Source organism: Prosthecobacter sp. (genome assembly GCF_044226605.1).
Taxonomy (GTDB): Bacteria; Verrucomicrobiota; Verrucomicrobiia; order Verrucomicrobiales; family Verrucomicrobiaceae; genus Prosthecobacter.
In genome coordinates, this window is sequence record NZ_JBGAGS010000026.1 from 52834 (window position 1) to 78356 (window position 25523).

Sequence of the window (25523 nt, forward strand, 5' to 3'; positions counted from 1 at the left end):
ACACGTTAAAATTCAAATACAACGCCACCCATGGAAACTCCCGCGCCGGTTCCCAGCAGCAGCGCCTTCTGTCCCCGCTGCAAACCGTGGCGATGAATGGCAAAATGAAGCGCCGTGGGCAGCGAGGCACCGACTTGATTGCCGAACTCGCCAAAGACATCGACCATTCGGCCATCGCTGAAACCCAGCATGGCCGCCACGTGATCGAGGGCCTGCCTGCTTGCCTGATGTGGAATAAGCAGTGCCAGCTCCTCCTTCCGCACACCCGCCTCAGCGAGAAGTTCGTCCACAAACCGTGGCAGATGGCGGCCCACGAGCGCAAAAAGCTGCCGCCCCCTCATTTCAAACAGGGCCTCCGAGTGTTCTGGAAATCCACGCCGGTGAAAACGTGAGCCGCCTGAGCGAATCTGGCAGAACTGGACGCCCTCGGACAGTGTCACGCTGTGACTGGCGAGGATGCGTGAAGTCTGGCTCTCCGCCGTGCGTCGCAGCACGGCAGCGGCGGCGCCGTCGCCAAAGATGCCGTTCTCCCGCAGGTTGCCGGGATTAACCGTGAAACTGGCAATGTCCGCAGACACAATGAGCACCGTCTGATGGCGCCCGGCCGCGATGGCAAAGCTCGTGAGATCCAAGGCTTGAAGAAACGAAAGACAGCTCGCGCCGATGTCGAGTGTCGTGATGCGGCTGCCGGAGTTTCCGCTCTCCGCGTGGACCATCGCCGCGTTGTAAGGCAGCGCCTGGTCCATCGTCGCGGAGGCACAGACCAGGCAGTCCACGTCGTCCCAGTTAAGCTGCGCATCCGCGAGTGCTGCATTGCAGGCGGCCACCGCGAGTTGCGCCGAATTTTCATGCACCGTCACATGCCGCTGGCGGATTCCTGTCACGCGCTCGGATTCTCCCGCCGCCAAGCGCGCCATGGCATCATACTCGCGAGCCGTGAGAACTTTCTCCGGCACTGCCACACCCGTGCCGAGAATGGCGACGGGACGTGGAGCAGGGCTGAGCATGGGGGCAGCGTGGAGGCGGGGCGTGGGATTGCAAAGTGGAAATTGGTGGCTAGAGTGGAGTCTCATGATCGCTGTCGCACGCACTCCGAAAAAACAAACCAGACTCAGCCAAGTCCTGAGCCGACGGATTCGCAAGCCTGCTCCTCCTGTTGTGGTGTCCTGGCTGCAAGATCATCTGCGCATGCCGGACGCTGACATGAAGCGCATGAAAAAGCTGTATGACAAGGTCATGAGCGAGACGATCAGCCAGCAGGAGAGCGTGGAATTGGACGGGCTGATGGAAGCCACTGCGGCAATGGATGTGCTGCGTGCGCGGGTATTGCTTGGAAATGAAGGCGTGAAGAAACGTGCGTCATCCCGCGCATGAGCCGTGTGCCGACCAGCCTCGCAGCCAAGGTGCGAGCACGTGCAGGGCGTCGGTGCGAATACTGCCTGCTGCCTGAGATGGCGACCCAGGCCTCTTTCGAAGTGGAGCATATTGTTCCGCTCAAGCATGAGGGGCCAACGACATTGGACAATCTGGCATTTGCCTGCTTCCACTGCAACCGTCACAAAGGAGTGAACTTATGCGGGTTGCATCCGCTGACTGGAAAGTTGGTTCGTTTGTTTAATCCGAGACATGATGAATGGAGCAGGCATTTTCGGCTGGTGAGCGGGCGACTTTCCGGCAGAACCGATATTGGCAAGGCTACCATCAGAGTTTTGGAGATGAACAAGCTGGAGCAGGTGCAGCTTCGCAAACTTTGGCTGATTTGAGCGCTTCTTGACGAAAGGCGAGCGTTTGCAAATCGTGGGGTGCCTGACAGGGTGGGGGATGCGTATTGCTTTTCTGCTTCTTATGACCACCGCCTCCCTTTCCGCCGAATCGTTGACCTACCCCCAGACGCGGAGGGAGGATGTGGTGGATTCGCATCATGGCGTGAAAATCGCTGATCCCTATCGCTGGCTGGAAGATGACAACTCAGATGAGACCAAGGCCTGGGTGAAGGCGCAGAATGAGGTGACGTTTGCCTACCTGGAAAAGCTGCCAAGGCGTGAGGAGATCAGGACGCGGCTGCAAAAGCTGTGGAATTATGAACGCGTGGGCCAGCCCTTTGAGCGCGGTGGTCGTTGGTTTTTCACACACAATTCTGGGCTGCAAAATCAGGCAGTGCTGATGACAGCGGAAGCTCTGGACGGGGAAGCCAAGGTGCTGCTGGATCCAAACGCCATGTCAAAGGACGGCACGACTTCGCTCTCGGACTATTCACCGACGGAGGACGGCAAACTCATCGCCTATGGGGTGTCGGAGGCGGGCAGTGACTGGAACACCATCCGCGTGCGCGACATCGCCACCGGTCGCGATCTGGACGATGTGGTGAAGTGGGTGAAATTCAGCGGCGTCTCCTGGATGAAGGACGGCAGCGGCTTCTTTTACTCACGCTACGACGAGCCAAAGGCCGGTGCTGCGCTCACGGCCAAGAACGAATTTCACAAGCTCTACTTCCACCCGCTGGGCAAGCCACAGAGCGAGGACAAGCTGATTTATGAGCGCAAAGACGAGCCCAAATGGGGCTTCGGTGGCGGCGTGACAGAGGACGGCAAGTATCTCATCATTCAGGTCTGGCTGGGAACCGAGCCTAATAACCGCGTCTTCTACAAAAAGATCGCCCCCGACGCGCCTGTGGTGGAACTGCTGCATGAAAACGATGCACGCTATGAGTTCATCGACAATGAAGGCCCGATCTTCTATTTCCGAACCGACCTCAATGCCCCGTGCTATCAGGTCATCGCCATCGATGTTCGCAAGCCCCAGCGTGGCAGTTGGAAAGTCGTCGTGCCCGAGGTGCCAAAGGTCCTCCTGGAAGGCGTCAGCACCGTGGGTGGGCAGATGTTTTGCGAATACTTGCGCGATGCGAAGACCGAGGTGAAGTGTTTTGATCTCGAAGGAAAACTCATCCGCGAAGTGCAGTTGCCCGGCATCGGCAGCGCCGGAGGTTTCGGCGGCCACCGTCATGACACCGAGACCTTCTTCACCTTCACGGGTTTCACCTCTCCCGGCTCCATCTACCGCATGAATTTGAAAACCGGTGAGAGCAAACTGTGGCGCAAGCCCCAGGTGGATTTCGACGGTTCCGCGTATGAAACCCAGCAGGTGTTTTATCACAGCAAGGACGGCACCCGGGTGCCGATGTTCATCGTTCACAAAAAAGGACTCAAGCTGGACGGTTCCAATCCCACGCTGCTGTATGGCTACGGCGGTTTTAACATCAACATGGTCCCCGGCTTCTCCGTCTCACGCGCGGTGTGGCTGGAGATGGGCGGCGTGTTTGCCATGCCCAATCTGCGCGGCGGTGGCGAGTATGGCCGCGCCTGGCATCAGGGGGGAATCAAGCTCGGCAAGCAGAACGTCTTTGATGACTTCATCGCCGCTGCGGAATGGCTCATCAAAAACAAATACACCACCAGCGAGAAACTCGCGATCCAGGGTGGCAGCAATGGCGGCCTGCTCGTCGGCGCGTGCATGACCCAGCGCCCCGAACTCTACGCCGCGGCACTCCCAGCAGTCGGCGTTCTCGACATGCTGCGCTTCGAGAAATTCACCATCGGCTGGGGCTGGAGAAGCGACTACGGCAGCGTGGAAAATCCCGCTGAGTTCGATGCCCTGCGCAGTTACTCCCCCTATCACAATCTCAAGCCCGGCACCCGCTACCCCGCCACCCTCGTCCTCACCAGCGATCACGATGACCGCGTGGTGCCCGCGCACAGCTTCAAATTCGGCGCACGCCTGCAGGCATGCCAGGCCAAGGATGGCCCGCCTACCCTGATCCGCATCGAGACCAGCGCGGGGCACGGCGCTGGCACCGCGCTGAACAAGACGATTGAGAAGACCGCAGACGAGTGGGCCTTTTTGGTGCGGGCTCTGGGGATGTGAGGGGGCTACTCCCTCACAAAGAAATTCGCGAACGTCACCGCCGTCCCCAAATCCGCCACGCCCACGGGGCCTTTCTTCGCGCCTTCAAGCACTCCCTCCACCACCTGCGGATTTGCGTCCTGCGGTTCCGTAAGAGTGGCGGTTGCCTTGTTGCCTTCGAGCTTGAGGCGCACGCGGTACCATTTGCCGGGCTTCACCTTGTCGGGACCTAAGACAATCGGCGCCTTACCGCTGCCGATGAGCACCGCTGGATTCTTTTCCCCACGCACGCAGAAGCCTGCGCAAACTGTGTTCAGGTCCGCAGCCTTTGGCAGTTGAAAGTCGGCGATGAATTCACCATTGGCGATTTCAGCATCGCTCCACAGCGGGGTGGCGTTCGTGGCATCTCCGGCCTCCAGCTTGAGATTCCAGTTCGAAGGCTTCCAGCGGGGCGCGCTTCCCTCAGGCACTTTCCATCCGCGAAGATCGAGACCGTTGTAGAGATGCTTCCAGCCTTGATCCAGCGGCGCAGAGTCTGCCTCGGTGGCACCTGTGCTGGGCAGTTCCTTGATGCGTACATTGCGAAACTCGACCGGCGCGCCTTCGGATTCCAGAGCGAGGTAGCCTTTGCGCCAGAAGCATTTGTCCCCGCCGCTAACGATCTTGCCATTCACGGCGAGCGTGAGAGTGCCATTGTTTCCGGTGATGCGGTAGTGGTTCCACTCGGGCGAAGGCTTGCTGCGTTCCTCGCTCGGAAAGCTGCGCTGGCCGTTGTGGTCTCCGTGCGGCTCCATCGTGGCGCCGTGGATGGGAAACACATCGCCATGCGTGGTGAACCAGCGCGGCTTCTTCGGATCCGCATGCTTCATGTATCCGTGGTCCAGCACCTGCACCTCGATTCCGCGCAGAAAGGGCACGCCGGGCGCGGAGATGGGGCTGCCCCAGATGAAGACGCCGGAGTTGCCACCACTGGTCAGGTGCCGCCACTCGCACTCCAGAATGAAATTCTCGTACTGCTTCTCCGTTCGCATGGCTCCGGTGGGAATTCCGGTGCAGCTCACCACCCCGTCTTTGATGCTCCACGTTTCGGGCGCGCAGTTCGCATTCACCCATCCGCTGAGGTCCTTCCCATTGAACATGGGCACAAAGCCCTCCTCATCCGCGGCATGGCTGAGGAGCGTGGAGAAAGCGAGGGCGCAAAGCAGAATGGCTGGTTTCATGCAGTCATGATACGTAGAATCTAGGAACCTCCTGCAAGTTCATGCAGCCAAAGTCTCGGGCTCGGGCCGCCCGCTCGCGCTCACCCCTTTGAAACATCCACGCCGACTCCATCGTAAGCTCGAAAGATGATTCCAGACTCAGCCATGCTCCGCGACCAGACCCGCCGCCACTTTTTCAGCCAGTGCGGCATGGGGATCGGTTCCGTGGCGCTGGCTTCTCTGATGGCGGAGCGCGGCCTGCATGCCGCCAGTGCTGCTGCGGCCGCAGGGCCGGGAGTGATGAAAAAAGCGGACGTCACACCGCGCGCAAAAAACGTGATCTACCTCTTCATGGCCGGCGGCCCTTCGCAGTTGGAGCTGTATGATTACAAGCCGAGGCTCGTCGAGCTGAACGGCCAGCCCATCCCGCAGAGCTACATCGAGGGCAAGCGCTTTGCCTTTATGGGCACCAGCAATGGCTTCAAACTCCTCGGCACCCGCCGCGAATTCAAGCAGCGTGGCCAGAGCGGCACCTGGGTCAGCGATATGCTCCCGTACACGCAGGGTATTGTGGATGACATCAGCGTCGTCACCACCTGCAAAACCGAACTCTTCAATCACGCTCCTGCCAAGCTCTTCATGAATACCGGCAGCGGGCAGTTCGGGCGCCCCTCCATGGGTTCCTGGGTCACCTACGGCATCGGCAGCGAGTCCAGCGATCTACCCGGCTTCGTCGTCTTGCAAAGCGGACCCCGCGGCCCGCGCGGCGGCTCCGTGCTGTGGGGCAGCGGCTTCCTGCCCACCACCTATCAGGGCGTCCCACTGCGTGGCACCGGCGAGCCGATCCTGAATCTCTCCACGCCCGCGAGTTACAGCGCGGCCAGCCAGCGCCGTGTCATCGACACCGCACGTGAGCTCAATCTCTCCCGCCTTGTGGAAACGGGTGACGATGAAATCCAAACGCGCATCAATGCCTATGAGATGGCCTGGCGCATGCAAAGCAGCGCGCCGGAACTCATCGACCTGCGCGGTGAATCCAAGGCCACGCTCGATCTCTACGGCGTCGATCCCTCCCAGCCTTCATTCGCGCGGAATTGCCTTCTTGCACGGCGTCTCGTCGAACGCGGCACCCGCTTCGTGCAGCTCTACCACACCAGTTGGGACAATCACGGCGGCAAAGGCGAAACCCTCGAAGACGATTTTCCTAAAGTCGTCAAAGACGTCGATCAGGCTTGCGCCGCCTTGATTCGCGATCTCAAATCACGCGGGCTTCTCGAAGAAACGCTTGTCATCTGGGGCGGTGAATTCGGCCGAACTCCTATGGGAGAAAACCGCGACAAAACCGGCCGCAATCACCACATCGACGCATTCACCATGTGGTTCGCCGGTGGCGGTGTCAAAGCCGGCCAGACCTTCGGCAAGACGGATGAACTCGGTTTCGGCGTCGCCGAAGATCCTGCCCACGTACACGATATCCACGCCACCATCCTGCATCTCCTCGGCCTCGAGCACGAGAAGCTCACCTTCAAATTCCAAGGCCGCGACTTCCGCCTGACCGATGTGCACGGCAAGGTCCTGCACAAGCTGCTGGCGTGATGACGGTCACAGCGTGAAGTGGTCCGCACACTCCGTGTGCGGCACGCACGTCCCCGAGTTTCCAAATCCGCAGCCAGAGTTCACTGACCACCTCACTCTGGATGGCTGAAGCAGCGCCTACTCCACCAAATACAAAATCCGCCCGCAGGCTTCGCATTGCGTGATCTTCTCTGACTGCCTCAGTGACTGGATGACGCCCGTGACCACCTTCATGTGGCAGCCGCCGCACATCATGTTTTCCATCGGCACGATCGCTGCATCGCCCTTCTTGTTGAAAATACGGGTGTAAAGATCCAGTGCATCCGGATCGATTGGCTCCGCCATTTTGGCGCGTTCTGCATTGAGGTCGTCGAGACGCTTCTTTACACCCACGCCGCGCTCTTCCAAACTCTTGAGTTCCTCATTCACCCGGGTCTGCGTGCCGCCCAGTTTGCCCTGCGCTTCCTTCAGCTTCGCCTTGGCGGCTTCCAGTGCCTCCATCTGCTCCAGTTCACCGTCCTCCAGTTTCGTCACGTCTGCCTGGTAGCGTTTGATCTCATGCCCCAGTGCGGCGAACTCATCGTTCTTGCGCGTCTCAAACTGCTGGTCCTGCAGCCGCTTGATGGAAGTCTGGCGCGTCTGCACATCGAGCTGGATGTTTTTGATCTTCACCTCGACTTCTTTCACCGCCAGGTTTGCCGCATCCACCGCGGCCTGATCTCCCGCCAGCTGCATCTTGGCCCGTGCCTGCTGATTTGGGATGTCTTTGAGGTCTTTTTGCAGCCCGCGGATACGCTGGTCCCGTTCCTGAAGCTGGATGAGTTTCGTGAGGTCTTGAAGCATGTTTTTTGGGATGTAAGCCGAAACGGAGAAAAAGCACAAGTGCTCTGTTTTTACGTTCTCGCTTCCCAGCGCTAAATCAGCGTTCCCGGGGAGGGACAAACGGAGAGCAGGGAACCGCAAACCGAGAGCTTCTTCAACCTTGACGCCCTCACCGCCCGGCGAAAAGGTACGTGCTTTCCATTTTCCTCCTCGAATGAAACCCACCCTTCTCATCCTCGCTGCCGGCATGGGCAGCCGTTACGGCGGCCTGAAACAACTCGATGCCATGGGCCCTTCAGGCGAGGTGGTGCTCGACTACTCGGTCTTTGACGCCATCCGCGCCGGTTTTGGCAAGGTGGTCTTCGTCATCCGCCGCGACTTCGAAGAGCTCTTCCGCACACAGATTGGTTCCAAATACGCGGGCCGCATCGAGGTGGAGTATGCCTTTCAGGACATCAACGATCTCCCCGCCGGATTTACCGTGCCCGAAGGCCGCACCAAGCCCTGGGGCACGGCCCACGCCCTGCTCTCCGCGGATAAGGTGGTGAACGAGCCCTTCCTCATGATCAATGCGGACGACTTCTACGGCCAGGACGCCTACACGAAGATCGCCGCTGACCTGACGCAGCCCCGTCCGCAGGACGGTAAGAGTCACTGGTCCATGGTCGGCTTCTACCTGAAAAACACCCTCTCTGACCACGGCAGCGTCTCCCGCGGTGTGTGCACGCGCGATGCGAACGGCATGCTGAAAACCGTGCTGGAAATGACCAAGATCTTCAAGCATGGCGACGCGGCCGAAAACCGTGAAGTCGAAGGCGCCTATGTCCCGCTCACCGGCGATGAAGTCGTGTCCATGAACTTCTTCGGCTTCACGCCAGACATCTTTGCGCACCTGAAAAAAGCCTTCGCCGAATTCCTCGCCGAGCGCGGCACCGAGCTCAAATCCGAATGTTACGTGCCCGCGCAGGTGGATGCCCTCATCGCCGCTGGCAAAGCCGACGTCCGCGTACTCGAAACCACCGGCAAATGGTTCGGTGTCACCTATCCCGAAGACAAAGCTGAAGTCGTCGCCAGCATCCGCGCCTTGGTGGATGCCGGGGAGTACCCGCAGTCGCTGTGGGGCTGAAAAAAGTAGTCCTGAGCTTTAGCTCGTTCTGGGAGGTTCGCATGACTTCTAATCCGAGCTGAAGCTCTCAACTACTTTCGCAGAAGCCGCTCCGCGCTTTTTATCGTCGCATTGGCTGCATCCATGCCTCACACGTATGGACTTTTTTATATTTGAGGGTGATTCAGGAAGAGATTTTAGGCTCTATCAATCGATGAGGCTCTACGTTGCCAACAAAGTCGATATAAAAGCGTATCGAATGCCTGTGGTTGTCTTCGATCGAAAAATCGAAGACTGATTGGCACAAGGAATTCTCCACGTTTGTCTGCTCAATTTTTGCTTTCGCCATGTCAATCCGTTCCGCGCTGCAGTATTGCGACAATTCTTGTTGCGCGCGATCATGGCGAGTCCTGATTGAAAAAGAAACAGCAGCGGCAAAAAACAGGCCCGTGGCACCTATTGAGGCACACCGCAAAACAGTCTTTGATGCTCCGCCACACTTCATGACTTTAAGACAACAATGATACTTATTTCTGGATTGTTAAAGCTGTGAATTGGAGGGAATCAGCCGCTGTACACTGCGCATCGTCGCACCTTCATGAATCTTCAGCGCATCATGCCCAGCCTGCGCCATTCGCTTTGCCTTGCCCTCATCTTTCAGCAGCACTCCGCACGCCGCCTCCAGCTCCGCAAAATCCGCCACCTGCTGTGCTCCGCCTTTTTTGAGCAACAGATCCACCAGTGGCGCGAAATTTTCCATGTGCGGTCCGAAGAGCACCGGCTTCTGCGCCAGTGCAGCTTCCGCCGGATTTTGCCCGCCCTCGGCCAGGAAGCTTTTCCCCACCACCACCAGCGTCACCAGGTGCTGCCACGCCGCCAGTTCGCCCGTCGTATCGATCACAAACACTGGCGCTTTCGCCTCCACGCGTGAACCCGCCACGCTCCGCAGGGCAGGGGAGATGCCCAGCCCCTGCAACTCCGCGCTGATCTCCGCTCGCCGCTCCACATGCCTCGGCACGATGAGCAGCGCCAGATCACGCACCTGTTCGCGCAGCCGCAGAAACACACGGGCCAGCTCCACCTCTTCTCCTGCGTGCGTGCTGGCCGCCAGCAGCGTGGGCTGCGTCGGCGCGATCCCCGTTTGTGTGAGCACGCCACGCAGAGCGGCGATCTTCTCGGCGGCTACGACCGCCCCTTCCGGATCATACTTGATGCTCCCCGTGAAGTGAATGCGCTCCGCATCCACGCCAAAGCCCTGCCAGCGCGCCACATCGTCCGCCTCCTGCACCAGCACCTGCTTCAGCATGCGAAAGATCGGCCCGATGAAGTTGCGAAACTTCCGGTACCTCCGCTCACTCCGCGGCGAGAGCCTCGCATTGACCAGTGAAACAGGAATCCCCAGGCGCGACGCGGAGGCGGTCAGGTTCGGCCACACCTCGGCCTCCACCAGCACCAGATGTGTCGGGTGAATGCGCTCCAGCATCAGCCGCCCGACGCCGGGCAGATCGATCGGACTGTAAATGGCCACCACACGCCCCTCATGCTGCACCGCCAGTTCTTGCGCCAGCGCATAGCCAGTGGGTGTCGTCGTGCTGAGCACGATGCCGAGATCGCTCTGTGTTTTGAGCAGGCGCGCGATCAGCTTTTTCGCCACGCCCACCTCGCCCACGCTCACCGCATGCACCCAGAAGCGCTCGCGCTGCGGCAGGGCATCGATGGCTGCCTGCGTCTCGCGCGGGAAGAAGCCGATACGCTGCGCGAGATCCTGCCAGCGGCCATTGCGGCGGCGCATCTTGATGAAGGCACCGGGCAGCATCAGCACCAGCCCCAGGGGAAGCGCCAGATTGTAGAGTGTGAGGCTAAGCGCTTTCGATGCCATGCGGGATTTTGCGCAGCCACACAATGCGGGTGGAGCCGTAGTTGCGATCCGTCAGCACCTCCCAGCCGGGCCAGCTTTTCGTTTCGCGGTTAAAGTGATGACTTTCCAGAATGAGGTGGCTCTCCGCATGCAGCAGCGCTGGCAGCGACTCCTCGGCGAGCAGTTGGGCCACGAAGTCCGTGTCTTTGTCGCTGTGCGTGTAGGGTGGGTCCGCAAAGATGATGTCAAACTGCTTCCCGTCTTTGGCCAGCAGCGGCAGCAGGCGGAAGACATCGCTGTGGCGCACTGTCGCTCCCGTCAGCCGGGTTTTGGCGATGTTTTTGCGGATCACTTCGCACGCGCCCTTGTTCTCATCCACCAGCGTGGCAGAGGCCGCGCCTCGGCTCAGGCACTCCAGTCCCAGCGCACCCGTGCCGGCAAAAAGATCCAGCACATGCGCTCCCGGGACGAGCTCTCCAAGCATCGAAAACACAGCCTGCCGCACCCGGTCCTGAGTGGGACGGGTGACGGTTTTGGGGACTTCGAGAGCGAGCCCTCCTGCACTGCCGGAAATGATGCGCACAGGTTTCTTTAGCGGTGGGTTGGTGGGATGCAAGAAAGGCTTCAGCCACGCCCACAGGGTGGTTGAATCAATTCGCCGCAACCCACGAAATCCCCGGGAAATGACCCCTGCCTTTAGATGGCTAAGCCAATCGCTGAGCCATCCGCAAAGAAATGAGCGATGCCTTGAAATTGGACGGTAGGCAAAATGGCTATTATAAGTAAATATGGAAAATACATTAAAGCCGTCATTTGGATTCGGGGACTGCACAGCCGCCTCCGCCGTTGTTCAACCAGCCAACCACTCGCTGCACATTCAGACTGGCTCAGTTCATCAGCAGGATCTCCATCCGTCGCCCATCAATCCGGATTGGATTCTCGAAGGCACCCCGGTCGCCAATGCCACCACGCTCGCGATCGCCCCGGACCACACGCTTTCCTGCGCTGTCTGGGAGTGTCACGCGGGAAGCTTCAAATGGATTTTCGGCCTGGACGAGATCGTGCAGATTTTGGAGGGGGAAGTGGTGATCGAGGAACAAAATGCCGGCCGCAAAGTCCACGTTCTCCGGGCTGGGGACACCGCTTTCTTTCCAGATGGACTCACCACCCACTGGACGGTGAAGCACTACGTGAAAAAATTCGCCATCCACCGCACCATCCGCCGCTCCATCGCATGGCGCCTCAAGCGGAAGATGCGCCACCTGCTCGGCAAGTTTTCAAAGCTTACTGTGGGCTGCTGGGGTGCCATCGCCCACATGGAGACAGCCGTGGAGGCCCTGAGCATGGCATGATCAGTGCCTCCCTGCCGGAGATGGCGTTTGCCAATCGTAGGTCGATGGGAGCGCCGCAGCGGGAATCTATTTGGCCTCTGACGCTGCCGGTGCCTCCTGCACTGCAGCGGCTGTCCCTTGTAAATATTGGGCGAACCACTCCATTTCCACCCGGGTGGCCTCATCGAACCCTTCGCCATAGACTCCGTAGTGTGTGATGCCTTTGATGACGTGGATGCTCGATGGCACATGGCGCTCTTGGAGACTTTTTAAGACAGCTTCCACGATGGCGTTGCTGCTGAGTTCTTCATTTTCCGCCAGGACGAAGAGGGCAGGGACATTGATTTTCGTGGCTGCCTCAGTGGCACTGAAGCCGATGTTTTTCACCGGATTCACGCGCATGTTGGCATAGGTGGCCATCTTGCCGGTCAGCTTGCCTGTTTCCACAGGCACAGGTTCCACTTCGCCACGGGCTTGCTTGCTAGCCAGGTCGTAGGCGTTCTTGATGGCGGCAGGGGTGCGTGTTCCCGCCATTCCAGGCACCTGTGCGGCCACGCATTTCACTCGCGGATCATTCCCCGCCACCCAGGTGACAAGTCCGCCGCCGTAGCTGCTGCCCCAAAGCCCGATGCGATTGGGATCCACATGGGGCTCTCCCGCGATGAAGCTGATGGCGGCCCGGATGTCCGCAGTCTGATCGGTGTAGTTCATCTGCCAGCGCAGCGCCTTGACCTTGATCGTCATGTCGTTGTTTGCGTCAGGCGCGGGCTGTTGCTCAATCGCCTTGAGCTGGCTTTCGCTCTGCCCCCAGCCGCGATAGTCAAAAGCGAGCACGATGTAGCCTTTCTCCGCAAACAGCGGTGCCAGCCGTGCCTGTGTTCCCCCTTTGGTGCCACCGGTGCCGGCGCAGAGGACGATGGCAGGGAGCTTGTCGCGGGTTTTGATTTCCTTGGGCAGATAGAGATCTCCAGCCATGCGTGTGCCATCGCTCCAGACCGACACCTGTTTCATTTCGACCGTGTCGGGCAAAGGCCGGCGCTGGCGGCCACCTTTCTTTGGAGTTTGAGCGGCAGCCGCGAGAGTCATCGCGGCCAGGAGGAGGAGTGCAGTTTTCATGGTGGTTGGGAGATCAGGGTTGCGCGAGCACAGGGACGGTGAGGTACAGCACACGTTCCACCGGCCTGCCGTCCGCGCTGCGCAGCTTGAGATTCAGCTGGAGCTGGTGGCTCTTGCGCATGTCGGAAATGTCGAGCGTGAGGGATCGAAAATCAGCCGAGAGCTTCGCTGCCTTGATGACAAGGGCGTCACGCTTCGATTCCTTCGGATGCGTGACCGAGTAATCGAGCGAGCCATAGGCACCACTCCAAAAGTAATTCCAGCGTTCAGCGGTGAAGTTCGTGAGGTCTGCCGCGGCCTGTGGATCCAGCGGATCGGAGAAGCGCAGCGCGACGCCGTTCGTTGTCGCAGTGAAATCCACGGGCAGGTCGGCGGGCTTGCCTGTATAGCGCACGCGGTAGAGTCCGCCTGCGCGTCGCGCCGTGGTGAGCCACCCGCGCAGGCCCGCCACATACACCTGGCCGTCGCGCGGGTGCACACGGCCCCTCATGATACCGGTGTCAAAAGGCAGGTTCATCGGCACCATCGCCGCCTGTTCCAGATCGCCCACCTTGTGCCGCAGTGTGGCAAACAACGCACAGCGCCCGTAGCTGGTGAAAAGAAGCTGATGGTTCAGCGGTCCCCACTGGTCGGTGACGGCCCAGAAAGGCGCGCCGCTGGAGTTGTCCACCGCCCAGGGTATCCAGGCCAGCGGTCGATCGTAGAGAGCCGTGGGCACCGGATTCTTCGGACCGTAGCCGACAAATCCGAGTTCCTTGCGCACGGCGGGATCACTGGGATTCACGCTGATCGTTTTGCCGCCCCACTTCATTTCGATCTCGCGCTGCGCGGAGGGCATCATGCCGTAAAAGCCTCCGGGGCGGATGAGGTTCACTTTGCTGGACGGCTGCCAGTGCCCTTGGTTCTCGCTGACGGCAATCTCTCCGGACGGACTGATGGCCACTCCGTTTGGGACCCGCAGCCCGGTGGCGACTATTTCCAGTTTTGAGCCATCGGGCGGCAGTTTGAAAATCACACCTTGGTGTGGCGTCGAGATGTCCGGCAGCCATGGCGTGGCCTTGCCAAAATAAAAGTTCCCCGTGCTGTCGGTTTGCAGATCGAGATTGTAGTCCGCGGGGTTGGTGGAGAGAATCGTGTCGTTGTTGAAGTTTTCGTAGTGGTCCGCTTCACCATCCTTGTTCAGATCGCTCAGGCGCGTGATCTGGTCCCGGCCCAGCACATACATCTTCCCCTGCACAATCCGCAGACCGAGCGGCTGGAAAAGTCCGCTGGCAAAGCGTCGCCACGAGAGCTGTTCCAGCTTGTCATCGATGCCGGACACCACCCACACCTCTCCCTGCGCCGTGCAGACAGCCGCGCGGCCATCGTCAAAGAAATCGAATCCGCCGAAGAGAGTGTCCGCCTTCCACGGATTCTTGAGCGGCTCCGTGAGGTGATCCACCACATAGGCTGCATCATCCTTGGCACGCTCGCCGACGGTCTGCACCGGGTCTGGCCACAGAGGCGGCCCGCCTTGCGTGAGTGGACGCAAATCCGTGCTCACCGGCGAAAGGGCGAGCACATCATTCGGAGCTTCCTGAGTCTTGCCCAATGGGGCAATGTCCAGCCGAAATGGCTGATTCGCCGTGACAGCCGCGAGCTTCAAAATCACGGAACCTTCTCGCACCTCCCACGTCGCTCCTTCTCCGCCTTCGCAAGCCACGAGGAAGCTCTCACCGCTCGTCGGATTGCGCACGATCCTGCCGGACTCCGCCGACTCCAGCACAGCTCCTGGCACATGCAGCACCGTCAGCGCGAGGTTCGTCGCATTCTGTGCGGTCTGAAACGTGCGGGTGAATACAGGCCACTGTTCCACCCGCTCAAAGCCCGGCAGTTCCAGCAAATCGACCGCGCCCACCAAGTAGTTTAGCACCACCTTTTTGCCGTGAAGATAAAGCCCCTTGTGGTGCGCCCAGTCCTTCGGCAGCGGGCCGCGTTTGCCAGCGCGAGGGTCGGCGAATTTCCCTTCCTTTGCCCATCCAGGCACCGCTGCCGTGCCAAATCTCACGTTGCCAGCCACCGTCGGCGGCGGCGCATTAAAGCGAGGCACCGTCAGCCCATAGCGCTTTCCCTTCATCACCCATCCCAGAGACAGGCGCACCAGTTCCGAATCATAGCAGACATACGCATCCTCATCCTTGCCGAGGGCGATCACCATCCCTTTGTAAGCGATGACCTCCTCCTCGCTGCGCCAGCGAATGCAGCCCGAGTAAAACGGCCCCCGCTGCTTCTGCGTCGGATCCTCCTCCGGCGGCGCCTCGATGGCATAAGAACACACGGCAGCAGCCAGGAAGAGGGCGGAAGCAAAACGGGGCATCATTGGATCGGGAAAAGAACATCCAACCCTCCGAAATGAAATAGTTTCAATTCGAAATAAATTAGTTTCGTTCACTGAATGAGCTTTTTGCCTGCTCGTCTCAGGCCATGCTGGCTTGCTATAAGCTTATCAAAAGGGGGATAACAGAAATCCATGAAGACGTTGGACTGCTTGCTTTGTCTGCCATTGCGAGCGCGTTGTGGAAAAACTGGTCTGCTGCTCGCGAATCATGCGTTCGTCCAATCACCTGGGACTTACCTTCATCAGTGGCCTTAACTTCGTGCAAATGAGACTCAACCATTGAACTAATGCAGCCATGAAAGCACTTTTGAAATCCACAAGGTGACAGATCCATGGATAACACATGCTACTGCTAGTGTCAGTCCAGTCAGCGATTTGAGGATCGCTGGTAGGTGTGGTGCGAAAGTCTCCGTGTATCGCCGATACTGCTCGGGAGTCCAAGGCCGGTGTTTAATATTTTTTGACGAGATGCGAGGTCGCTTCATGGGAAAGGTAGGCGAACCTCATGTGTTAAAGTCAAATGAAATGTGGTGCGCTTTTTAAGCACTCACTTCCCATTCTTAAACACATACAGCACCCCGTCATCCGCGCCAAAGATCACATATTCACCCGCCACGGCGGGTGAGGTCTTCACCGGCGCACCAATTTCATTGTGCCACACCTCTTTGCCAGTCTTCAAATCAAGCGCATAAATGTATCCGTCGTCGGCACCGAAGATGGCCACTTTCCCTGCACAGACCACGGCACTGCTGTCGATGCGGTCTCTCGCGCGGAACTCCCACAGCTGCGCTCCGGTGGCGCGATCGATCGCATGAAAGCGCTTGTCTCTTCCTCCCACATACACGCCCTTCTCCCAGATCGCAGGCGCGGCGTAGTATTCAAAGTCACGCTCGCCGTATTCCCAGAGCTTGGTGCCATCAGCGATCTTGTAGGCGCCCACGCGATTGCCGTAGTGGCTCACGTAAATGACCCCATCGGCGATGGCGACATTGTTGCCGATGTAAGCCCCCACTTCGATCTGCCGCTCCTCCTTGCCCGTCTTCACATCGTGCACATGCAGCACGCTGTCGCAGCCGCCGAAGACCACCTTGCCCTCGCCCACGGCAGAGGCGCCGTTGATGTAGTATCCCGTCTCTGCGGCCCATTCCTTCGCGCCCGTCTTCGCATCCAGGCAGTAGATCGAGTAGTCGTAGCTGCCGATGATGATCTTCTGCGCCTTGTTGTCAGGATCTGTCCACACATTGGCACCGGCGTGGATTTCCGCCTGCGTTTCAAATTTCCACTCCTCCTTGCCGTTCTCAGCATTCCAGGCATACACAAAACCATCCTGGCAGCCCACCACCACGAGCTCGCCCGCAAACGCCGCCGCCCCGTCAAAGGCACCCTTCGCCTCGGTCTTCCACACTTCCTTGCCCGTCGCCAGATCGAGACAGAAAAACTTCCCATCCTTGCAGCCCACATAGACCTTGCCCCCGCGCACCACGGCGCTGGACACCAGCATCTCCGCCTGTCCCTTCGGCTTGTCCATCAGTTTGAACTGCCACGCCAGCGTCAGCGGAAATTTCAGCTCCACTGGCGAGGTCCCCGTCATCGCTGCATTGCCACGAGAGTCCGGCCAGTCCGCATTTTGGGCAGGCAGCAGGGCAGGGAAGAGGAGACTGAGGCTGAGGAAAAGCGCGGCACGCATGAGATTGGACTGTGAAACTGCCATGTTGTGCGCTTTGTTGCAAACAAGCCGATGTCAGATCACGATCTCCAACAGCCGCCGCCCATCCCGCCCGACCTGCGGTGTGAGTATGAGGAGCGTCCCTTTCAGAACTGCACCCGCTGCGGCGAATCCCTCCCAGACTTCCCCGGCGGCTTCCAAATCTCCAAGGCCTACAAGCGCGGCGAATGCGTGATGGAGTACGCCCTCTGCGACCACTGCCGCACACAGATGATGGAGGAGTTTTCCCAGGAGTCCAAAAAGCGTCTCGCCCAGTTTCAGGACGAGCAGGTCACCCTGGACCGCGGCCTGGAATCCTGCGCCGTCTGCAGCACCCGGCGCGATTCCCCCGGCATGGATGATTTCGTCATCACCGGCGTCTGCGAAGGCCTCTCTCTCCTCCACAGCGTCATGATCTGCGGCAAGTGCGGCGACACCGTGCAGGGCTTCATCTCCCAAAAAACCCGCGATACCTGGCGCCGCTTCGTGGACGACAATTTCCCCGGCCCTCCCCCCATGGACGAACTGCCCGAACCCGTGCGGGAAATCCGCACACCAGTGCCGGTCATCTCGAAGATCTAAGTCCGAGCAGAGGCGAGCAAGCGAGCAAGCGAGCAAGCGAGCAAGCGAGCAGGGCAGGGGCGCGTCGACGCCCCTCCGCCAACTTGAAACTTGAAACCTCAAACTTGTGACTGCGTCCCCTCCGCCTAGTGCCCGCAGTTGTGCCCTTCAGGATCCGTGTCCTCCACTTTCGCGGTGGCTTTCAGCTCCTCCAGGAAGGCATTGAATTTCTTGTCGCGATACTCCTCGATGAAGCGGTTTCTCACCTCGGACTTCACATCCTCAAATGGAAGTGCCACTGACGGCCTGCGGCCCGTGACGGTGCACACGTGAAAGCCCAGCTGTGTGGTGAAGACCGGGCTGATCTCGCCTTCTCCCATTGAAAAGGCGATCGTCTCAAACTCCTCCATGAACTCCCCGCGCTTGAACCAGCCCAGGTCAATCTGCTGCTGTTCCGCGTTGCGGTGCTCCTCCGCCAGTTTGGCAAAATCCGCACCCGCGAGCAGCTGGGAGCGCACATCGCGCATCGTCTGGTAGATTTCCTTGCGGCTGGTCGCACCCTGCAGGCTTTTGGTGATGTGGGAGGCCTTGATCTCCTCTTCCGTCATGTAGTGCTTCAGATTGGCCTCGTAGCAGGCACGCAGCTCGGCCTCGGTCGGTTCCGGCTCCGGGGCATAGATTTCCTGCAGCATCTTGTCCAGCCGCACGCCGCCGGCCACGTTTTCACGCACGACCGTTTCGTCTTTCATCGGCATGCCGATGTTCATGTAAAACTGCGTCTCTCCGCCGGCTTCGTCGATCAGCTTGGTCAGGCGCGCGGTCACGTCGGCATCCGACACTTCCGGGTATCTCTTGCGGCTTTCCTGCCCCAGCAGCGCACGCGAGGTCAGGTTGTCCTTGGCAATGCCACGAAATTCAGGGTCACGCTCGCAGCACGCCACCTGCAGGGTGCGCTCGTAGTGACCTTTGATGTGGCGAAACTCCGCCTCAATGATTTCGTCGTCGATGTGTTCGCCGTTGATGATTAGTGCCATATGGGGCGCGAACATGGAGCGCCGCGCGGCGGGCGCAAGGTTTGACAATAAACTCCGGGTGGCCTAGATGGACCCCGCCAAAGACGTTTGTACGGCATGAATGCTGCGAACCGTTATGGCGCTGTCCCACGATGTTGAAAGCATGATGACAAGATTGATCCAGCTATTGATGACGGTCACGGCCGCTTGCTCCCTGGCCAGCTGTGCCGAGCAGGGCGTCACCCGGGCCATCCCCGTCGCGCCCAATACCCAGCACATGTACTCTCAGGGGGACTCGCCCCAGGTCATGCCAGTGATGCTTCCGGAGCGTCCCATGCTGGTGGCCACCTCCGGCCCTTCCATCCGTGCCGCCTCCTACCTTTTGCTGGACGCCCGCACCGGCCAGCACCTGGCGGGGCGTGCTTTTGAGACCGCCCGCGGCGTCGCCAGCACACAGAAAATCGTCACGGCTCTGGTCGTGCTGGACGCTGGAAACCTGGACAAAATGGTGCGCATCCAGGCCTCCGACGTTGCCGTGGAGCCCACCCGCCTCGGCATCAGGCCCGGCGAAGTCTATTCCCGCCGGGAGCTTCTCTATGCTTTCCTGGTGAAAAGCGCCAATGACGTAGCCAATGCGCTGGCGCGTGACAATGCCGGCAGCATCGCCGCCTTCACGGAAAAAATGAACGCCAAAGCTCGTTCCCTCGGCTGCTCCAACTCCAATTTCAGAAACCCCCATGGCCTGACCGTGAGCGGCCAGTACTCCACCGCACGGGACATGGCCCGCGTAGCCATGGCTGCCTACCGCAACACCACCATCCGCGATGTCGTCCGGCGGAAATACTTCGCCTTCCACCGCGCGGACGGGCGCGTCGTCACGCTCACGAACACCAACGAACTCCTCGGCAAAATGCCCGAGTGCAACGGCATGAAGACCGGCTACACCGTGGCCAGCGGGCGCTGTTTGATCTCCAGTGCCGCCAGCGGCAGCCGGGAGGTGATCTTGGTGCAGCTCGGCACCAAGACCAAGTACATCTGGGACGACGCACGGATCATGATGAGCTGGGGCCTGCAGCGCCTGCGCTCCTCCGGCGGGGTGGCAATGTCGGGTTGGTAGAGGGAAATTGAACAACCACCGGTTGCGGGGCATCCATCCACAAGCCAGATTATCCTTTCCCCCCCAACGTCCAGCCCAGAATGCCGGCCACCACCCTTGTCTGTCCTCATTGCGAAAAAACTGTCGAAATCCAGGTTTCCTCAGTGACGCGCTCACGCCCCTGTCCCGAATGCGGGCAGATGGTGATGCTGCAGATGGCGGAGAAGACCACCAAGACGAAGCGCCGCGCCTTGCTGATGGGGCAGAATGAGCCCGTCGCGGCTCCCGCAGCCGCCCCGGCCCGCATGGAGCCTTCCCATGAGCCCCAGCCGCTCCCTGGGGATGCTTTCGAGCGCATGCGCATGGATCCAGAGATTCAGCTGTTTCGAAAGCGGCTTTTGATCGGCGCTGCCGTGGTGGGCGTCATCGTCATGATCCTGGTCGTTTGGAGCATGATTCCATCCGCGGCTGGTCCGAAAAAGTCGGCTGGCTCCCAGCAGGCGGACAATGTGCCTTCGCCGGGTGTCAAAGAAGAAGCGGTCGTGGCACGGCCACTGCCGGCCGTGGTGCCGCCTGATGCGCCCCTGCCGCAGGTGAACTCCGGCAACCTCGTGTTTCGCGCCCCCGGCAGCGAAAACCTCAAAACCGCCACAGCCCTGCCTGCTCCGAGCGATGTGGGCAACAATCTCGCCAAGCTGGCGGCTGCGGAGGAAGTACTGTCTAAATTTTTGAAATCTCCGAGCTGGAAAGAACGCGCCCTGCTGGTGCGGGACAGGGTGCGGGTTGCACCTTTGATGAGCATTTACTACTCAAAGAATGCGGATGGTCCCATCGCGTATGACTCCATCGTTGAAGCTGCGGAACGCTCGCCCAAGTTTAGCGAGCATGTGGTGGTTTTTGAAGGCGGCGGGCGTCGGGTGGCTGCCATCGAGCACTCCGCTTCCGGGCCGTTGGTGGACTGGGAGTCGTTCGTCGGTGCTGGCGAAATGGCATGGTCAGACTTTCTCGACCGCAAACAGGCTGCTCCTGCGCTGTTTCGAGTGCTGGTTTCTCCAGCCGGGCACTTTGAAAACCAGTTTGGCGATCCTGCTGTGCTCAATTGCTACAGCCTGCGCAACATCTCCGAACCGGGTGCAAAGGTCGTCTATGGCTACGCGGAAAAGTCCGGTGCGCTTGCCAAGGAACTGGATCTCCGCTTGCAGCAAAGTCCAGACGCCACAGTGCCGATGATTCTGAAGCTCAAGTTCCCCGCAGACGCCCCTGTGGACTTCCAGGTCTGGATCCATCAGTTCGTTCAGTCGGGCTGGGTCACTCCCTGAGCTCCCGCTTTCCCTTGCTCAGGATTTGTGTAAATTTTCGCAAGATCCGCAAGATCGACTTGAGCGCCCCGTAATTCCTCACGAATCCAGCAACAACTCCCCCCTCTTCTCCTATGAAAATGCACTCACTCTGCCAGGGTAATCACCTTGATCTGCGCTCCGGTGTCAGCCGTCGTGACTTCCTCTACGTCGGCATGCTCGGCGGCCTCGGCCTGTCTCTGCCGGAGATGCTTCGTCTGCAGGCTGCTCAGGTCATGCCGGAAGTGGAGTCTTTCAAGGCCGTTGCTGACTCTGTCATCCATATCTACCTCCCTGGCGGCATGGCTCAGCATGAGTCCTGGGATCCCAAGCCCTTTGCCTCCCCGGACTATCGCGGCCCCTTCACCCCGATCAAGACTTCCATCCCCGGCGAATACGTCGGTGAGAAGTTCGCGAACATCGCCAAGATCATGAACAAGCTCACCGTCATCCGTTCGATGACCCACGGTGAAGCCGCTCATGAGCGTGGCACCCACAACATGTTCACCGGCTACCGCCCCAGCCCGGCCATCAAGTTCCCCAGCTTCGGCTCCGTCATCTCTCACGAGCAGGGCAGCCGCAACAACCTCCCTCCTTACGTCGTCGTGCCAAACATGGTCGCTCCCGAGCAGGGCACCGGCTACATGAGCAGCGCCTTCGGCCCCTTCGCCCTCGGCAGCGACCCCGCTGACAAAGGCTTCACCGTCCGCGACCTCCTCACCCCGAAAGATGTGGATGAAAAGCGCTTCGACCGCCGCCGCAATCTCCTCGGCACCGTGGACGAGCACTTCAAGGCCGTCGAAAAAGCCGACTCCATCAGCGCCATGGACAGCTTCTATCAGGCCGCCTACGGCCTCATCAGCAGCGCCAAAGCCCGCGAAGCCTTCGACCTTACCAAGGAATCCGATAAGCTGCGTGACGAATACGGCCGCAACACCGCCGGTCAGCGCTTCCTGCTTGCCCGTCGCCTTGTGGAAGCTGGCGTCCGCATGGTCTCCGTCAACTACGGCGGCTGGGACCACCACTCCAACATCAAGGACGCCTTCACCGGCCAGGCCCCGAACTTCGACCAGGCCTTCGCCCGCCTCATCACCGACCTTGCAGACCGCGGCATGCTCAAGCGCACCCTCGTCATGGTCAGCTCCGAATTCGGCCGCACGCCGAAGGTGAACGGCACCAACGGCCGTGACCACTGGCCTCGCGTCTTCTCCGTCGCCCTCGCCGGTGGTGGTGTCAAAGAAGGCTACATCCACGGTGCCTCCGACGCCCTCGGTGGCGAGCCAGATCGTGATGCCGTCGGCCCGGAAGATCTTGCCCGCACCATGTATCGCCTCCTCGGCATCAACAGCGAGAAGCGCATCATGGCAGACGGCGGTCGCCCCATCGACATCGTCAACGGCGGTCGCATCCTCACGGAAGCGCTTGCCTAAGCCGAAAGCACCAGCACAAATCACTCAGAGAACCCGGACAGCAATGTCCGGGTTTTTTGTGTCCTCACAGCGCCGCAAGTCTCCAAAATCGTCCTCGTCCTCCTGCTCGAACTCGTCCGCGACATTAGTGCATGTTAGAGCGTTTGCCTTCCGAGAAATCCTGCGCAGCCCAAAGCAACTCTCCCTCTCCCCACCCCTGGCACACGATCGCAGCCTCAAATTCGCTCTGGGGAGAGGGCAGGGGTGAGGGGACAACATCCCCCTCCGCCATCATTGCTCTGTCTTCACGCCAGATGCCCCAGCGCCAGCATCCCGTAATACGTGTACTCACAGTCCAGCACATCATCCGTCCAGTTCCCGTGGAATCCTCCCGTCGCATTCCATAGCGAATCCACATAATCCAGGCACGGCTCCTTCACGCGCGAGTAATCCGCCTGCACTGCATCCAGCGCATGCAGCGCTACCGCCGTCGAAAGCAGGTCAGGGATTGGAGCTGCAGGCAGCGCCAAAAAACCGCCCGCCGGCAGGCACTGCCGCAGCAGCCAGTCTACCGCCTCCGCAGGAGGCGCCATGTCCATGTGACGATGCAGCGCCACCATCGCCGCCGTTGCCGTGGTAGATCCCACCGGAATCCCTGGCTCGTTCGACCACGCGCCATCCTTCGTCCGCAGTCCGCCCATGCACTCCGCCAGCCGCCACGGCTCCGGCGGCAGGCCGCCCAGATCCTGATAAGCCCCCCAGGCCAGCAGGCAGCCATACGCGCTCCCCTTGGCTCGATTCGGCGCCTGATGGTAGCCACCATCAGGGCAGCGAAAGCCCTCGATGCGTGAAGCCAGCGCCTCGCGCGAGGCTGCCGGAAAACTCTCCATCCCCGCATTCGCCCAGCAGCGCGCCAGGCAGCACAGGTGCACAAAATCCTGCCGCTCACCATCGCCAAACTGGGCCAGCCAAGACTTCACATCCGGCATCGTCTTCGCTTCAACCGCCAGCGCCTGCAATCCCTCCAGCCCAAAGACCGTGTAGTACAGGTCCGGCTTCTCAATGCGATCCAAAAAGCCTCCCTCGGGAGAAACTCGCGAGCGCAAAAACGCCTCCACCAGCTCCGCCGACTCACCCAGGAGTTTCGGAGCCAGCCGCGCCACCTGCAGCATCTCAAGACGAAAAGACATGCTCACGCGCCTAACCCCGCCTCAGCACCCTCGCCAGAAGAAACTCATTTTCTCGCTTGAGTATTTTCAAGCTTGGTCAAAACTCACGTCCCCAGTCAACCCGACTCCATTGCTCACGTGGCGGAATTGGTAGACGCGCTAGATTCAGGTTCTAGTGAGTAACATCGTGAAGGTTCGAGTCCTTTCGTGAGCACCATCCCCCTCTAACTGAGGGGTTTCCCTCGGGAAAAAAGAAGGCAGGCACAAACGTGAGCCCCTTATTGGGCAAAGGTCGATTTGCCGGCGAACGTGAAGGCCTTGGGCAGGTCGCACCGGCACTTCGCCGATGTGCATACCTTGGGCTTGCCGCATCGGCAGCGAGGATCTGCGCATGCATGGAGCTTTTCACACGAGCAGTCGGGGCTCAGGCAGACCCGGGGCAGATTGCATTTGCAAGGACGGGTGTCAGCACAGTAGGCCCATTTTTCATCATGCGTGATTTGGTAACGTGACCAGGCCCGCCAAAAACCCATCCTCCACAGCCACACCGCCATGAAGAGGGATGTAACTGCCGCAGCTTGGGCCATCGCGGCCGAAATCTTGGAAGCGTCAAACTTCAAGGCGTCCAGCGCAGTGCATGCCCCGATCACCAAACCCACCCATGCGGCAGACCAGAACAGGCCGCCGAAAAATGCCCTGACACCGCGCGTCTTCATTCGTCAGATTAGTCCGCACTCATCTACGTTCAAGCTCGTTGAGCCACGCCAGTTTCGCCGAGGGCTTGTCGTTGGTAAACGCTTGCCGCTCTGAATGCGTGGGGTGGCATCGAATCTCGGTCTTGAAAGTCTATTACCACCCTGCAGCCCTCTAAAAAACGACTCGTCAAACCTCGATAAGGCGGCAATATGGCCGCCATGCAGCGCGAGAAAAACGGTGATCGTTCACACGGAAAGGCGATGAATTAGACATGCAAGACGCAGGATTCGTAAGGCAGGCCTTCGCGGGAATCGCATCGCGATATGTACTCGCCAACCACGTCCTCAGTCTCGGCATCGACTGCCTCTGGCGCCGCACCACGGCGCGTCGCATCGCCGAGTTGAATCCGCAGCGCGTCCTCGACCTCGCCACCGGCAGTGGAGATCTCGCCCAGGCCATTCAGAACGCCTGTCCTCAGGCCAGAGTTCTAGGCGGCGATTTTTCCGTGCCAATGATGCGAGAGGCCCAGGCCCGCAAGCTTAGCGCCCTCGTCGCCGCAGACGGCCTCGCCTTGCCGTTCCAGGATGGCGTCTTTGACGTCATCACCGTTGCCTTCGGTTTGCGCAACATGGCCTCATGGCCCGGCGCTCTTCAGGAAATGAGCCGCGTCCTCCGCCCCGGCGGCCGCCTCTTCGTGCTCGACTTCTCCATCCCTCGCGTCCCAGGCATCCGTCAGCTCTATCTTTTCTACCTCAAGCAGATCATGCCCCTCATCGCCGGCTGGATCACGGGCAAGCGCGAGGCCTATGTATACCTGTGCGGCTCGATCGAACGCTTTCCTTCTGGCAGGGACATGGAATCGTTGATTTGTGCCAACGGTTTCGTCAGCGCCAAAGCCCGCCAGCTTACGTTCGGAATCGCTTCATTGTATGAAGCAGTGAAGTGACCGGGGAAAAAGGGAAGTGATAGTGCCCCAAAAGCGCGCCTTCGTTTCCTAACACCCTGCATCGGCCCACCATGAACAAGGTTCGTGCAGTCTCGCACGCCCAAATCATCGGGCGGAAGCGATGAGCCGGTATGTACTACACGATCGCTTTTGTTCTCCTCATCCTTTGGCTCGCCAGCTGGCTCAGCTTGCACATCCTTGGCGCGTTCGTTCACCTGTTGCTCGTCCTCGCCATTATCGTCCTCGTCATGGGTCTGTTTAGAAAGCCTAGCCAGCCAAGTTAAAAGCCGTCTAGCGCGCGGACAACG

General features: G+C 59.8%; 22 protein-coding genes and 1 tRNA gene. 13 read left to right on the plus strand and 10 right to left on the minus strand.

The window, feature by feature from the left end; translation table 11 throughout:
• Positions 1–5: 5 nt before the first annotated feature.
• Positions 6–1007: a 3-oxoacyl-[acyl-carrier-protein] synthase III C-terminal domain-containing protein gene (locus ACILSO_RS27450; RefSeq protein WP_395740687.1), complete on the minus strand. Its 1002-nt coding sequence runs from the start codon at positions 1005–1007 to the stop codon at positions 6–8.
• 64 nt (positions 1008–1071) lie between these two features.
• Between ACILSO_RS27450 and ACILSO_RS27455 the strand changes: the two genes are divergently transcribed.
• From ACILSO_RS27455 to ACILSO_RS27465, 3 genes are all read left to right on the plus strand, one after another.
• On the plus strand, positions 1072–1374 hold the full coding sequence (locus ACILSO_RS27455; protein ID WP_395740688.1) for a hypothetical protein: 303 nt from the start codon (positions 1072–1074) through the stop codon (positions 1372–1374).
• Complete coding sequence (locus ACILSO_RS27460) at positions 1371–1763, plus strand: HNH endonuclease (protein WP_395740689.1); 393 nt, start codon at positions 1371–1373, stop codon at positions 1761–1763. Before ACILSO_RS27455 ends, ACILSO_RS27460 begins: the two co-directional genes overlap by 4 nt.
• Before the next feature lie 82 nt (positions 1764–1845).
• The gene (locus tag ACILSO_RS27465) at positions 1846–3921 is read left to right on the plus strand and encodes a prolyl oligopeptidase family protein (protein WP_395740690.1); all 2076 of its coding nucleotides are present in this window, start codon (positions 1846–1848) and stop codon (positions 3919–3921) included.
• 5 nt (positions 3922–3926) lie between these two features.
• Here ACILSO_RS27465 and ACILSO_RS27470 read toward each other — a convergent pair whose 3' ends face one another.
• Positions 3927–5120, minus strand: coding sequence for a family 16 glycoside hydrolase (locus ACILSO_RS27470; RefSeq protein WP_395740691.1), 1194 nt, complete (start codon positions 5118–5120; stop codon positions 3927–3929).
• 126 nt (positions 5121–5246) lie between these two features.
• Here ACILSO_RS27470 and ACILSO_RS27475 point away from each other — a divergent pair, with 126 nt between their 5' ends.
• A complete protein-coding gene (locus tag ACILSO_RS27475; protein WP_395740692.1) occupies positions 5247–6695 on the plus strand; it encodes a DUF1501 domain-containing protein in 1449 nt (482 codons plus the stop codon).
• A 117-nt stretch (positions 6696–6812) separates the two neighbouring features.
• Here ACILSO_RS27475 and ACILSO_RS27480 read toward each other — a convergent pair whose 3' ends face one another.
• Complete coding sequence (locus ACILSO_RS27480; RefSeq protein WP_395740693.1) at positions 6813–7517, minus strand: zinc ribbon domain-containing protein; 705 nt, start codon at positions 7515–7517, stop codon at positions 6813–6815.
• A gap of 193 nt (positions 7518–7710) precedes the next feature.
• Here ACILSO_RS27480 and ACILSO_RS27485 point away from each other — a divergent pair, with 193 nt between their 5' ends.
• Entirely contained in the window at positions 7711–8622 is a 912-nt protein-coding gene (locus ACILSO_RS27485) for an NDP-sugar synthase (RefSeq protein WP_395740694.1), read from the plus strand.
• Between the two features lie 520 nt (positions 8623–9142).
• Here the strand turns inward: ACILSO_RS27485 and ACILSO_RS27490 are convergent.
• Both ACILSO_RS27490 and rsmD read right to left on the minus strand, forming a co-directional pair.
• Positions 9143–10480 carry a 3-deoxy-D-manno-octulosonic acid transferase gene (locus tag ACILSO_RS27490; RefSeq protein ID WP_395740695.1) on the minus strand — a complete coding sequence of 446 codons (1338 nt, stop codon included), beginning with the start codon at positions 10478–10480 and terminating at the stop codon, positions 9143–9145.
• Positions 10461–11042 (minus strand): 16S rRNA (guanine(966)-N(2))-methyltransferase RsmD, encoded by a 582-nt coding sequence (gene rsmD / locus ACILSO_RS27495; RefSeq protein WP_395740696.1) that lies wholly within the window; start codon positions 11040–11042, stop codon positions 10461–10463. Before rsmD ends, ACILSO_RS27490 begins: the two co-directional genes overlap by 20 nt.
• A gap of 205 nt (positions 11043–11247) precedes the next feature.
• Between rsmD and ACILSO_RS27500 the strand changes: the two genes are divergently transcribed.
• On the plus strand, positions 11248–11811 hold the full coding sequence (locus tag ACILSO_RS27500) for a cupin domain-containing protein (RefSeq protein WP_395740697.1): 564 nt from the start codon (positions 11248–11250) through the stop codon (positions 11809–11811).
• Positions 11812–11877: 66 nt separating this feature from the next.
• Here the strand turns inward: ACILSO_RS27500 and ACILSO_RS27505 are convergent, their stop codons facing one another.
• From ACILSO_RS27505 to ACILSO_RS27515, 3 genes are all read right to left on the minus strand, one after another.
• Entirely contained in the window at positions 11878–12906 is a 1029-nt protein-coding gene (locus tag ACILSO_RS27505) for an alpha/beta hydrolase (RefSeq protein ID WP_395740698.1), read from the minus strand.
• Between the two features lie 13 nt (positions 12907–12919).
• Positions 12920–15265 carry a DUF6797 domain-containing protein gene (locus ACILSO_RS27510; RefSeq protein ID WP_395740699.1) on the minus strand — a complete coding sequence of 782 codons (2346 nt, stop codon included), beginning with the start codon at positions 15263–15265 and terminating at the stop codon, positions 12920–12922.
• A 565-nt stretch (positions 15266–15830) separates the two neighbouring features.
• Positions 15831–16970, minus strand: a complete 1140-nt coding sequence (locus tag ACILSO_RS27515) for a PQQ-binding-like beta-propeller repeat protein (RefSeq protein ID WP_395740700.1) — start codon at positions 16968–16970, stop codon at positions 15831–15833.
• 51 nt (positions 16971–17021) lie between these two features.
• Here ACILSO_RS27515 and ACILSO_RS27520 point away from each other — a divergent pair, with 51 nt between their 5' ends.
• A complete protein-coding gene (locus tag ACILSO_RS27520) occupies positions 17022–17570 on the plus strand; it encodes a hypothetical protein (RefSeq protein ID WP_395740701.1) in 549 nt (182 codons plus the stop codon).
• A gap of 125 nt (positions 17571–17695) precedes the next feature.
• Here the strand turns inward: ACILSO_RS27520 and ACILSO_RS27525 are convergent, their stop codons facing one another.
• On the minus strand, positions 17696–18583 hold the full coding sequence (locus ACILSO_RS27525; protein WP_395740702.1) for a peptidylprolyl isomerase: 888 nt from the start codon (positions 18581–18583) through the stop codon (positions 17696–17698).
• A gap of 142 nt (positions 18584–18725) precedes the next feature.
• Here ACILSO_RS27525 and ACILSO_RS27530 point away from each other — a divergent pair, with 142 nt between their 5' ends.
• The 3 genes from ACILSO_RS27530 to ACILSO_RS27540 all read left to right on the plus strand — a co-directional run bounded on the left by ACILSO_RS27530 (position 18726) and on the right by ACILSO_RS27540 (position 22425).
• Entirely contained in the window at positions 18726–19679 is a 954-nt protein-coding gene (locus ACILSO_RS27530) for a D-alanyl-D-alanine carboxypeptidase family protein (protein ID WP_395740703.1), read from the plus strand.
• A gap of 143 nt (positions 19680–19822) precedes the next feature.
• On the plus strand, positions 19823–20977 hold the full coding sequence (locus ACILSO_RS27535; RefSeq protein WP_395740704.1) for a hypothetical protein: 1155 nt from the start codon (positions 19823–19825) through the stop codon (positions 20975–20977).
• A gap of 113 nt (positions 20978–21090) precedes the next feature.
• Entirely contained in the window at positions 21091–22425 is a 1335-nt protein-coding gene (locus ACILSO_RS27540) for a DUF1501 domain-containing protein (protein WP_395740705.1), read from the plus strand.
• A gap of 284 nt (positions 22426–22709) precedes the next feature.
• Here ACILSO_RS27540 and ACILSO_RS27545 read toward each other — a convergent pair whose 3' ends face one another.
• On the minus strand, positions 22710–23594 hold the full coding sequence (locus ACILSO_RS27545; RefSeq protein ID WP_395740706.1) for a prenyltransferase/squalene oxidase repeat-containing protein: 885 nt from the start codon (positions 23592–23594) through the stop codon (positions 22710–22712).
• Positions 23595–23705: 111 nt separating this feature from the next.
• Between ACILSO_RS27545 and ACILSO_RS27550 the strand changes: the two genes are divergently transcribed.
• From ACILSO_RS27550 to ACILSO_RS27560, 3 genes are all read left to right on the plus strand, one after another.
• Positions 23706–23790: transfer RNA gene (locus ACILSO_RS27550), tRNA-Leu, on the plus strand.
• 750 nt (positions 23791–24540) lie between these two features.
• Complete coding sequence (locus ACILSO_RS27555; protein ID WP_395740707.1) at positions 24541–25215, plus strand: ubiquinone/menaquinone biosynthesis methyltransferase; 675 nt, start codon at positions 24541–24543, stop codon at positions 25213–25215.
• A gap of 131 nt (positions 25216–25346) precedes the next feature.
• Positions 25347–25499, plus strand: coding sequence for a lmo0937 family membrane protein (locus ACILSO_RS27560; protein WP_395740708.1), 153 nt, complete (start codon positions 25347–25349; stop codon positions 25497–25499).
• Positions 25500–25523 lie beyond the last annotated feature (24 nt).

Coding starts and splice junctions, on each gene's coding strand:
- ACILSO_RS27530 (WP_395740703.1), top strand. CDS start 18,726: ATGATGACAAGATTGATCCAGCTATTGATGACGGTCACGGCCGCTTGC.
- ACILSO_RS27505 (WP_395740698.1), bottom strand. CDS start 12,906: ATGAAAACTGCACTCCTCCTCCTGGCCGCGATGACTCTCGCGGCTGCC.
- ACILSO_RS27560 (WP_395740708.1), top strand. CDS start 25,347: ATGTACTACACGATCGCTTTTGTTCTCCTCATCCTTTGGCTCGCCAGC.
- ACILSO_RS27515 (WP_395740700.1), bottom strand. CDS start 16,970: ATGCGTGCCGCGCTTTTCCTCAGCCTCAGTCTCCTCTTCCCTGCCCTG.
- ACILSO_RS27470 (WP_395740691.1), bottom strand. CDS start 5,120: ATGAAACCAGCCATTCTGCTTTGCGCCCTCGCTTTCTCCACGCTCCTC.
- ACILSO_RS27450 (WP_395740687.1), bottom strand. CDS start 1,007: ATGCTCAGCCCTGCTCCACGTCCCGTCGCCATTCTCGGCACGGGTGTG.
- ACILSO_RS27455 (WP_395740688.1), top strand. CDS start 1,072: ATGATCGCTGTCGCACGCACTCCGAAAAAACAAACCAGACTCAGCCAA.
- ACILSO_RS27500 (WP_395740697.1), top strand. CDS start 11,248: ATGGAAAATACATTAAAGCCGTCATTTGGATTCGGGGACTGCACAGCC.
- ACILSO_RS27520 (WP_395740701.1), top strand. CDS start 17,022: ATGTCAGATCACGATCTCCAACAGCCGCCGCCCATCCCGCCCGACCTG.
- ACILSO_RS27475 (WP_395740692.1), top strand. CDS start 5,247: ATGATTCCAGACTCAGCCATGCTCCGCGACCAGACCCGCCGCCACTTT.
- ACILSO_RS27555 (WP_395740707.1), top strand. CDS start 24,541: ATGCAAGACGCAGGATTCGTAAGGCAGGCCTTCGCGGGAATCGCATCG.
- ACILSO_RS27490 (WP_395740695.1), bottom strand. CDS start 10,480: ATGGCATCGAAAGCGCTTAGCCTCACACTCTACAATCTGGCGCTTCCC.
- ACILSO_RS27545 (WP_395740706.1), bottom strand. CDS start 23,594: ATGTCTTTTCGTCTTGAGATGCTGCAGGTGGCGCGGCTGGCTCCGAAA.
- ACILSO_RS27540 (WP_395740705.1), top strand. CDS start 21,091: ATGAAAATGCACTCACTCTGCCAGGGTAATCACCTTGATCTGCGCTCC.
- ACILSO_RS27510 (WP_395740699.1), bottom strand. CDS start 15,265: ATGATGCCCCGTTTTGCTTCCGCCCTCTTCCTGGCTGCTGCCGTGTGT.
- ACILSO_RS27485 (WP_395740694.1), top strand. CDS start 7,711: ATGAAACCCACCCTTCTCATCCTCGCTGCCGGCATGGGCAGCCGTTAC.
- ACILSO_RS27525 (WP_395740702.1), bottom strand. CDS start 18,583: ATGGCACTAATCATCAACGGCGAACACATCGACGACGAAATCATTGAG.
- ACILSO_RS27480 (WP_395740693.1), bottom strand. CDS start 7,517: ATGCTTCAAGACCTCACGAAACTCATCCAGCTTCAGGAACGGGACCAG.
- ACILSO_RS27465 (WP_395740690.1), top strand. CDS start 1,846: ATGACCACCGCCTCCCTTTCCGCCGAATCGTTGACCTACCCCCAGACG.
- ACILSO_RS27460 (WP_395740689.1), top strand. CDS start 1,371: ATGAGCCGTGTGCCGACCAGCCTCGCAGCCAAGGTGCGAGCACGTGCA.